Raw genomic sequence first — 8965 nt, forward strand, 5'->3', positions numbered from 1 at the left:
CAGGACGGGAGGGCCGGTTCAGGTTGTGGGTGGTGGGGTGGGGTTGTGGTTGAGGTCGGTTAGGTGTTGTTGGGGTGTGAGGGTGATGCCGAGGTCTTTTAGTGTCGCGTTGAGTACGGCCCAGACGGAGCGGCAGAGCATGGTGTGGAGTTGTTGTTCGGTCTGTTCTCGTGCGGGGTCGTGTACCCATTGGTTGACGGCGGTGTCGACGAATCCGACGATGCCGACGGCGACGGACCGGATCGGTGCGTGTGGGGCTCCCAGGCCGTGAAGGATCTGGTCGAAGCGTTCGCTGAGTTTGTGGGCGATGGCGGTTTTGGTGTTGGCGATGAGGGAGCCGTCGTTCATGGTGTGTTCGGCGACGCCCATGTAGGTGTAGAGGTGGGGGTGTTGGGCGACCCAGTCGAGGTGGGCGCTGATGACGCGGTGTATGGCTTCTTCGATGGTGCCGTCGAAGGTGAGGGTGGGTTCGATGCGGTGCAGGAAGGAGGCGACGATGCGTCGGCGGATGAGTTCTTCGAGGGTGGCGCGGTCTTTGAAGTGGCGGTAGAGCACGGAGCGGGGTAGGCCGGCGCGTTCGGCGAGGCGTTGGACGCGGAAGCGGGGGCCTTCTTCCTCGATGAGGGTGACGGCGGCGTCGACGAGTTCGTTCTGGCGTTGTGCTTTGTGCTGGTTCCAGCGTGTGGTGCGTTTGTCGGTCCGGGGCCGGCCGCTGGTGGTGTGCGCCATCTGCTCACTTTATCCGCCCCTCGCACGCCTGCCCGCTCCGCTTCCGCCCTGCTTCTGGGGCTCTGCTTCTGGGCCCTGCTTCCGCTCCGCTTCCGCCCTGCTTCCGCCCTGCTTCCGCCCTGCTTCCGCTCTGCTTCCGCCCCTGCTTCTGGGCCCTGCTTCCGCTCTGCTTCCGCCCCTGCTTCCGCTCTGCTTCCGCCCCTGCTTCTGGGGCTCTGCTTCCGCCCCTGCTTCTGTGAGGACCTGCCGGAGTTCCTTGGCGCTGTCGTGCGTGACCTCCGCGTACTTGTCCGGCTGCGCGCGCCGCGTCCGCTTCCTTGCCGCGCCGCCCGAGATGCGGGTGCGTGGCCGGATCGCTGATGAGCGCCGCCACCGCCGGACTTTGGGGCCCCGCTTCCGCCCCGCCTCTGGGGGGCCGCTTCCGTGCCCGCCTCGCCTGTGTGTGTCGGCTTGTGTGCTGGCTTCGCCTCTGTGCGCCCAACGTCTGTGCTGGCCTGGCCTGCGTGTGCCCCGCTTCCGCTCCGCCTCCGGGGGCCGCTTCCGTGCTGGCCTCGGCTGTGTGTGCCAGCGGCAGTCCGCCGAGGAGCTAGTCGGTGGGCAGCTCGCCCTGGGTGAGGGTTTCGGTCGGGGTCCCGGCCGCGGACAGGCCGTCCGTGGTCAGCCCGCCGCTGGCCGGGCCGGTCGGCAGTGCGGCGTCCGTCGCGGGGGCGTCGGCACTGGCGGTCCGGCTTGCGTGCTGGTCTCGCGTCTGCGTGTGCCCGGCTTGCGTGCTGGTCTCGCTTCTGTGGTGCCCGGCTTTCCGTGCTGCCTCGGCTGCGCCTGTTTGTGTGCTGGTCTGCCGCATGCGGTGTTCGGGGCGGGGGAGTTGCCGTTCCTGTGGGTGCTTTGTTTGTGTGCTGGTCTCGTCTGTCCCCGGTTTGTGTGCTGGTCTCGTCTGTGTCTTGTGCGGTTGGTGTGGGGCCGGGGCCGGGGCCGGGGCCGGGGTGGGGGGTGGGTTGTACCTGGCTTAACCGGTGTTGGGGTAGCGGACTATGTTGTTCCGGATGGTGTGTGGCGGTGCCAAGTGGGGTGTCGTCGTGGGCCGTTGGCAAGGGTGCGGGGCATGCGTGTGAGCGTGTGTTTTCCGCTGGGAACGACAGCACAGGGGTACGCAGACAATGATCAGCCGTTTGTTGGGCCGACCGGCCGCCGTGAGCCAGGGCAAGGGGTTGCTGGCTGGTGTTCCCGTGCCGTCGGATGCGGGTGTGGTGTCGTTTCGGGTGGTGGATCCGGTGGGGCAGGCGGTGGGGCAGGCGCAGTACACGCTGGCGGACGGCCGGGGCCGGAAGGTTGTGAAGGGGGAGACGGATCCGTTCGGCTGGGTTGTGGTGGTGGTGCCGCTGGGTGAGTACCGGGTGTCGATATCGGTGGACGGTTTCACTCCTTTCCGTGGGGACGCGGCTGTTCAGGAGGGCGGGGCGGTGGTCGGGCTCGGGGACATCACGATGCATCCGGCGCCGAATCTGCCGTTGCCGGAGCCGGGGGAGTGGGAGATCGAGGCGGCTCATACCCGTGTCGGGTTCAGTGCCCGTCATATCGGGCTGGGGCGTGTGTATGGGCAGTTCGGGAATTTCGCGGGTGCGATCCGGATCGCGGAGCGGATGGAGCATTCGGCGATGCATGTCGTGATCGATGCTGCGTCGATCGATACGAAGGTGCGGATGCGTGATGATCATCTGCGGTCGGCGGATTTTCTGGATGTGGAGCGTTTCCCGACGTTGGAGTTCTACAGTGACCGGTTCGTTCACCGTGGGGGTCATAGCTGGGCGATCACGGGTGCGCTGACGTTGCATGGTGTGACGCGTACGGTGACGTTGGACGCGGAGTACAACGGGGTGCGGGTCGGTATGGAGGGGGAGACGCGGGGCGCGGTGCGGGCGACGACGGAGTTGCATCGTGAGGACTACACCATCAACTGGCAGACGATGCTGGCCCGCAATATCGCGGTGGTCGGTTCGAGTATCAAGGTCGACCTGGACATTCAGATCGTGCCCAAGGGCACGGAACTCGAATTCAAGTAACCCCGCCCCGCCCGCCCTGCCCGTCGCGCCCCGGTCTGGCCTGGCTGCCTCGTCTTGCCGCGCCCTGGCTGGGCCCGGCCTCGTCTGCCTCACCTGTCCTGGCCGGTTTCGGCCCGGCCCGGTCTGGCCTTCCCCGCTTTGGCCGGGCCCGCCCCGGCCAGGCCTGGCTCGTCTTGCCGCGTCCTGGCTGGGCCCGGCCTCGCCTGCCTCACCTGTCCTGGCTTGGTTCGGTGGTGTGGTGAGCGGGGCCGGTTCTCTTCGGCCGGGCTGTGCCGTCTGCTTGCAGGCGTGATGGCAGCCTCGTGCCGGTGAGTGGGGTAACGCCTTGTCGTGCTGGGGGAGTTGGCGACAATGCCCCCTATGCACGCACAAGGGCGCGGGCACAGGCAGGGGCGCGGGCACAGGCAGGGGCACGGACACGGGCAGGGGGAGGAGTCTGGGTTCGGGGAGGGTTTGTTGCACCTGGACCGTGCTCTCGACGATCTGGATCCGCCGTGCTGGGGCCGGCCTGATGAGGGCGCGACGGGTCTGGTCCGTACTGTGCATGCTCTGCGTGGTGTCCGGCTGGGTGAGCTGACGCCGGCTGATGTGCGGACTTTGGTGTCGCAGCGGGTTGCTCTGCCGTTCGTGCTGCCCTTGGCGGTGCGTCTGCTTCTGGGGGAGCCGTTGCTGGACGCGTACTTCTACGAGGGTGACCTGCTGCTTGCGACGGTGGAGGTTCCGCCGGAGGCGTGGCGTGTGCTGCCCGGCCTGGCCGTGCGGCTGTGCGCGGTGGTGGCCGCTCTGCCCGAGGGGGCCGTTGCCGAACTGCCGCGCGGCGCCGCCGACGTGCTGGCCCGTTTCACCGCCCAGCACACACCCACACCCACGCGCGGGCCTACGCGTCGACCCGCGCGGTAGTGGCCGGGGGTGAACTCCCGCCCGCCCCCGCCGAGTTCGTTCACGGTGAAGCCGAAGCCGAAGCCGAAGCCGACGCGGGCTGGCCGTTCACCGTATGTCCGGCCTGTGCCTGTGTTTGTGCGGACCGCAGTCCGCTCGGTGCGCCCCGGCTCGTGCCTGGGTCCGTATGAGGTGTGGTCTGCTCCCCGCTTGCCCGGTCCGTGTCCGTGCGAAGTGTGGTCTGTTCACCGCACCTCGGGGAGTGTTCGTGCGAGGCGCAGTCTGCTTACTGCGCCCCCTGGCGCGTGTCGGTGCGGTTGTGCGTGGTGGTGGCTGCTTTGCGCGAGGGGGCCGTTGCCGGACTGCCGCGCGGCGCCGCCGGCGTACTGGTCCGTTTCACGGTCCAGCACACACCGCGCCCACGCGCGGGCCTACGCACCGGCCCGCGCGGTAGCGGCGGCCGGGGGTGAACTCCCGCTCGCCCCCGGCCAGTTCGCTCGCGCCGAGGCCGAGGCCGAGGTCGAGGCCGAAGCCGAATCGGTCCGGCCGTTCACCGCACACCCCCGGCCGGTGTTCGTGCGAGGCACAGTCTGTTCACCGCACCCCGGCCGGTGTTCGTGCGCGGCACAGTCTGTTCACTGCACGCCCCGGCCGGTGTTCGTGCGAGGCATGGTCTGCTCGGCGCCCGCCGGGGCCTGTGCCTGTGCCTGTGCCTGTGCCTGTGCGAGGTGGAGGGTCTGTTTACCGGGTGCTGGTTCGTGTGCGTACGTACCAGAGTCCGGTGAGGGAGACGGCGGCGGTGCTCATGTAGTAGAGGCTGGGGGAGTTGAGGGAGTCGGTTGTTTCGAGGAGCCAGGTGAGGATGAGGGGGGCGATGCCGCCGAGGAGGGTGACGCCGAGGTTGTAGGCGGTGGATACCGCGGTGGTGCGTACTTCGGGCGGGTAGAGGGAGGTGAGGAGGGCGGGGAGGGGGGCGAAGTAGAAGGCCATGATGGTGCCGAGGGCGGCGATGACGCCGATGAGGGCCGGCACGGTGGGGGTGCTGGTGAGGATGCGGAAGAGTGGCCAGGCCAGCAGCAGGGCGGCCAGGGCTGCCCAGGTCATGACGCGTGCGGGTCCGATCCGGTCGGCGAGGCGGCCCACGAGTGGTACGGCGGTGAGGGTGACGAGTCCGGCGACGACGCCGCCGAGGTAGGCCGCGTCGGCCGGGACGCCGAGGTTTTTCACGGCGAAGGTCGGCATGTAGAGGATGAGGTAGACGGAGATCGTCGCGACGCCGACGCAGGCCGCGCCGGCCAGGACCGGTCCCAGGTGGCGGGTGAGTGTGGACCGTACGGGTGCCTGTTCCCGTGGCCCGTGGCGGAATTCTTCCGTTTCCGACAGGCGTGCCCGGATGTAGAGGCCGACGGGTCCTACGAGGACGCCGACGGCGAAGGGGATGCGCCAGCCCCATGTGTAGAGCTGTTCCTCGGTGAGATACGTGAACAGGGTGTAGCCGAAGGCGGAGGCGAGGAACATCGACGCGCCTTGGCTGGCGACCTGCCAGGAGGAGTAGTAGGCCTTGCGGTGGGGTGCGGTCTCGGTCAGGAAGGTGGTGGCGGTGCCGAATTCGGCGCCGGCGGAGAATCCCTGGACGAGGCGGGAGAGGAGGATGAGTGCTCCCGCCCAGGCGCCGATGGCCGCGTGGGTGGGGGCGGCGGCCATGAGCAGGGTTCCGCCCATCATCAGCAGCAGTGTCAGGGTGAGGGCCTTCTTGCGCCCGTACCGGTCTGCGTATCCGCCGATGAGGAGGCCGCCGAGGGGCCGTACGAGGTAGGAGATCGTGAAGGTCGCGAAGGTGAGGATGAGGCCGAGTCCGGCGTCACCGCCGGGGAAGAAGTTGTGGGCGATGACGACCGCGAACGACGCGTAGACGATGATGTCGAACCATTCCAGGGCCGCGCCGATCGAACTGCTGATCACGGCTTTGCGCGCGGCCGCGACCCGTTCCGGCGTGGCAGCTGCCGTATCACCGGCCCCGGAGGGAAGGGGACTGGGACTGTTCGGGCTGCTTGGACTGCTGGGGTGGACGGTCATGGGGGATACGGCCCTCTTCTCTGCACGACGTCAACAAGGGGGGAGGGGAAGAACCACGAACCGGCAGTACGCCGAACCGGCATAGCGCCCAGCCGGCATAGCGCCGAACCGGCAAAGCACCGAACCGGCAAGGCGCTGAACCGCCCGGCCGCGGGGCCGCGGGGCCGCGGGGCCGCCGAACCGGTGATGCGCCGAGCGGCCGAGCCTGGCGAACCGGTAATGCGCCGAGCCGCCGGGCCGCGTCGAGCCGGTAACCCGGCGGTTCGTCGATCCGGCGGTCGGTGCCGAACTGGCCTGTTCAGCACCGCAGATCACGGATGAGCCGGTCCAGGAACGCTTCGCAGGACGCGATCTGTTCCAGTTCCACGTACTCGTCCGGGGCGTGGGCCTGGGCGATCTCGCCGGGCCCGCACACCACGGTCGGGATGCCGGCCTGGTGGAAGAGCCCGGCTTCGGTGCCGTAGGTGACTTTCTTCTCACTGGCCTTCCCGCCCCACCGGTGGGCGAGTTCGACGATGCCGGCTTCTGGCGGGGTGTCGAGTCCGGGGGCTTTCGCGACGGTCGTCATCTCCACCCGCGCGTGGGGGTTCTCCGCGCGCATCAGCGTTTCGATCCGCCGTGTCTCGGCCTCGAACATGTGGAGTGTCGTGTCGACGTCGACGCCCGCGACGGTACGGAACTCGAAACTGAGCGTGCACGCGGCCGGCACGGTGTTGACCGCGATTCCGCCGCTGATCTCGTTGACCGTCGCCGTCGTGAACGGCACCTCGTAGTACGGGTCGAACGGCCCCTGCGCACGCTGCCGTTCGGCGAAGGCCCGCACGAACCCGACCAGCTGCGCCGCGTACTCGATCGCGTTCACCCCGTGCGGTGTCAGGGACGAGTGCGCGGCCATCCCGTGGAAGGCGACCCGGACCAGGGTGATCGACTTGTGGCCGCGGACGACCCGCATGCCCGTCGGCTCCCCGACCACGCACGCCCGCGGCCGCAGTCCGCGCCGCACGATCTCCTCGACCAGGGACGGCGCTCCGGCGCAGCCGATCTCCTCGTCGTAGGAGAGGGCCAGATGCACCGGCTCCGCCAGCCGTGCCCCGGCGAGTTCCGGGAGCTTCGCGACCACGGCGCCGACGAACGCCTTCATGTCGCACGCGCCCCGCCCGTACAGCCGGCCCTCGCGCACCTCGGGGCTGAACGGGTCGCTGCTCCAGGGCTGTTGGTCGACGGGGACGACGTCGGTGTGGCCCGACAGCACGATGCCGCCGGTCGTCGTCCCGTCGGCGGCCGGGAGGGTGGCGAGCAGATTCGCCTTCGTGCCCGCGGAGTCGGGGATGAGTACGGGGTCGAGGCCGTGGGCCCGTATCGCGTCGGCGACGAGTTCGATGAGCGGCAGATTGCTGTCCCGGCTCGTGGTGTCGATGCCGATCAGCCGGGTGATCCACTCCATCACCGCACCGGACGGACCCCCGCCCGCAGCCGCCGCAGCCGGAACACGGGAGAGAGCCGGAACCGGAACCTGGGCCGGAACCGGGGCCGGGGCGGGGTCGGGTGCAGGGGCGGTGCTGTCAGCCGGCATACGCGAAGCCTCCAAGAGGTCGTACGGCCGTACGGAAGGCCGTACGGGGAACACACATGCAGGCCTCATACAACCACCGCACCCGCCCGGATATGCCGCCCCGCCCGAACCTTTCCCCTCGTCAACTCCCGTGCAGACAGGGGCACAAGAAGAGGGCCCGGGAGCAGACTGCTCCCGGACCCTCCAACCCTGCGCCCCTGTGCTTCTGCGCTCTGCGGCGTGGACTACAGCGGCAGTCCGCCGAGCAGCTGGCCGGTCGGCAGTCCGCCCTGGGTGAGGGCTTCGGTCGGCAGGACGCCCTTGGTGATCGCGTCGGTGGGCAGCTCGCCCTTGGCGAGCGAGTCGGTCGGGATCCCGGCCACGGACAGGCCGTCCGTGGTCAGCCCGCCGCTGACCGGGCCGGTCGGCAGTGCGGCGCCCGTCGCGGGGGCGTCGGCACTGGCGGAACCAGCGGCGCCGACGACAGCGGCTGCGCCTACGACGGCGGTGGCGAGTGTGGCGCGGATGCGCATCGGGATCTCCCTTGCCTAACGGTCGGAACGCCAGGCCCAACGAAGCCGCGCCCGAGAAGAAACGCCCGAGAAGAAACGCCCGAGAAGGAACGCCTGAGAAGGAACGGCCGTGAAGAAGCGGCCCGGCGGGATGGTCACAGCCCCAGGGTGATCGCCAGGCGGGTCAGCTCGGCCGTGGTGTTGGTGTGCAGCTTGGCCCGGATACGGCGCAGGTAGGCGTCGACGGTGTGCGGGGACAGGCCCATCAGGCGGGCGGTCTGCAGGTAGGTGCAGCCCGAGGTGATGTAGCGCAGGGTCTCCAGTTCGCGGGGCGTCAGCGCCGGCACGGGGGAGGGGGCCGAGGCGGCCGAGGGGGCCGAGGGGGCGGGGACCGAAGGGGAGGTGGAGGTGGATGCGGGAGCCATGGGGAGTTCTCCGGTGAGTCGGTCTGGTCGTCCCTGCTGACACCCTTGGAAGCAGAGAAAAAGACAAATGAGTAAAAACTGCCTTTTGTCTGGTTTAGATAAGGTTGGCGGCGCGAGGTCTTGGCCGTGTCCGGCAGTTGTCACAGCCGTGTCACGACCCCTGCGTCCCGGGAACTGGAACGCAAACCCGCAGCACACACCGCCGTACCGGCAGCAACCCACCACACCCGCCGCATCCGCCGCGCCAGCAGCACCGGCCAGCACACCGGCCACCCCTGCAGCGCTCCCCCCGCCCGGAACACAGGCCGGGTTGGTGCTCCCCCTGCGCGAGGATCATGATGGTCGCAGGGGCTGCGCGAAGGATCCCGAGAGGCGGGATGAGCAGTGACCGACCCGATCGCCTTCCCCACCGGCGAGCAGACACAGCCAGACACCGCGTCCCGGGCCCGTACGGCCACGGTCGACGAACACGGTCTGGTGACGGCATGGAGCGAGGCCGCCGCACACCTGCTGGGCTACACGCCCGCCGAAGTCCTCGGGCAACCGGCCACCCGCCTGCTCGCCGACGCCACCGACGACGCCGACGACTCCGCCGACGCCGGCCATCTCGCCTGGCACCGTACGGCCGCCGCCGCCCGGAACAGGGTCAGCGCCGTGGTCACCCTCAGACACCGCGACGGCCACCCCGTCCCGCAGCGCCTCCTCGCCCACCGCACCACCCCCCACCCCACC

General features: G+C 69.5%; 9 protein-coding genes. 3 read left to right on the forward strand and 6 right to left on the reverse strand.

What is annotated here, in order from left to right:
• Positions 1-18 precede the first annotated feature (18 nt).
• Complete coding sequence (locus ACIDOF_RS37210; protein ID WP_409010697.1) at positions 19-729, reverse strand: TetR/AcrR family transcriptional regulator; 711 nt, start codon at positions 727-729, stop codon at positions 19-21.
• Between the two features lie 1157 nt (positions 730-1886).
• Between ACIDOF_RS37210 and ACIDOF_RS37215 the strand changes: the two genes are divergently transcribed.
• Both ACIDOF_RS37215 and ACIDOF_RS37220 read left to right on the forward strand, forming a co-directional pair.
• Positions 1887-2789, forward strand: a complete 903-nt coding sequence (locus tag ACIDOF_RS37215; RefSeq protein ID WP_409010698.1) for a YceI family protein — start codon at positions 1887-1889, stop codon at positions 2787-2789.
• A 456-nt stretch (positions 2790-3245) separates the two neighbouring features.
• The gene (locus ACIDOF_RS37220; RefSeq protein ID WP_409010699.1) at positions 3246-3689 is read left to right on the forward strand and encodes a contact-dependent growth inhibition system immunity protein; all 444 of its coding nucleotides are present in this window, start codon (positions 3246-3248) and stop codon (positions 3687-3689) included.
• Between the two features lie 375 nt (positions 3690-4064).
• Here ACIDOF_RS37220 and ACIDOF_RS37225 read toward each other — a convergent pair whose 3' ends face one another.
• From ACIDOF_RS37225 to ACIDOF_RS37245, 5 genes are all read right to left on the reverse strand, one after another.
• Positions 4065-4229 carry a hypothetical protein gene (locus ACIDOF_RS37225; protein WP_409010700.1) on the reverse strand — a complete coding sequence of 55 codons (165 nt, stop codon included), beginning with the start codon at positions 4227-4229 and terminating at the stop codon, positions 4065-4067.
• A gap of 180 nt (positions 4230-4409) precedes the next feature.
• A complete protein-coding gene (locus ACIDOF_RS37230) occupies positions 4410-5630 on the reverse strand; it encodes an MFS transporter (RefSeq protein WP_409010701.1) in 1221 nt (406 codons plus the stop codon).
• A 412-nt stretch (positions 5631-6042) separates the two neighbouring features.
• Complete coding sequence (argE, locus tag ACIDOF_RS37235) at positions 6043-7188, reverse strand: acetylornithine deacetylase (RefSeq protein ID WP_409010702.1); 1146 nt, start codon at positions 7186-7188, stop codon at positions 6043-6045.
• Positions 7189-7541: 353 nt separating this feature from the next.
• Positions 7542-7829, reverse strand: coding sequence for a hypothetical protein (locus ACIDOF_RS37240; protein WP_409010703.1), 288 nt, complete (start codon positions 7827-7829; stop codon positions 7542-7544).
• A 134-nt stretch (positions 7830-7963) separates the two neighbouring features.
• Entirely contained in the window at positions 7964-8233 is a 270-nt protein-coding gene (locus ACIDOF_RS37245; RefSeq protein WP_409010704.1) for a response regulator transcription factor, read from the reverse strand.
• A gap of 384 nt (positions 8234-8617) precedes the next feature.
• Here ACIDOF_RS37245 and ACIDOF_RS37250 point away from each other — a divergent pair.
• The coding region (locus tag ACIDOF_RS37250) for a PAS domain-containing protein (protein ID WP_409010705.1) at positions 8618-8965 on the forward strand (348 nt) is incomplete at its 3' end.

The organism is Streptomyces sp. Da 82-17, assembly GCF_046098215.1.
Classification (GTDB): Bacteria; Actinomycetota; Actinomycetes; order Streptomycetales; family Streptomycetaceae; genus Streptomyces.